At 44.1% G+C, this 662-nt stretch carries 1 pseudogene; it reads right to left on the bottom strand.

The features are described 5' to 3' along the window. Positions 1-662, bottom strand: a pseudogene (locus tag AC3WJJ_RS25580) (DUF5704 domain-containing protein); the annotation flags it as partial.

Raw genomic sequence — 662 nt, 5'->3', positions numbered from 1 at the left:
TTCCATTGATTCATGAGCGGTGCATTAATGTACTGGAGATGAGGATTGCTGGTATTTCCATCCCGAATCGATTCCAGATCAAAATTCACGATGATGTATCCATCTTTCAAGAAAATTGCGGATTTCTCATCCAGCCCTCCATGGGTACGCCCATATTCTGCGATGTTAGTACCCGATTCGACTACATACGGTTCTACAGGCAAGCTATATTCCCCGTACCATTGCTGGATTGATGCATTTGCTCGCCGGATATCCGCACTTGCATCGATAGGAATATCGGTTTTAGGTCCGATAAAGGTACGCAGCTGCTCCGGCAGCATCAGATGGCTGTAACCGCCCACAGGTGTCTTCATCTTGCTAGCCACCGATTGATAATACTGGCTGTATTCTTGTTCGGTGATGACCCCTGGATGAATGCCTGAATAATGATGATATTTATACCCTGACGTATCTTGAAGCTGCTCGTTAGGGACGTTTCGTAAGCGTTCGTTTAATATCACGTACCTTTGAACTTTGTCCGCTTCAGACCCGACCTTTATAAAGTTCTGGCTGTTTGTTTTGTAGTACAAATCAACCTGTTTTTTCGTCTTCCCATCCTTTGTTACAAAATAGAAGCTCGGTGTTATACGAATGCTGTCATAGGGATCAAACATATTCCCTTT

This window comes from Paenibacillus sp. FW507-14B1B, assembly GCF_058781425.1.
The sequence above is the reverse complement of the archived record's forward strand: the minus strand, read 5'-3'. Positions and strand labels throughout refer to the sequence as shown.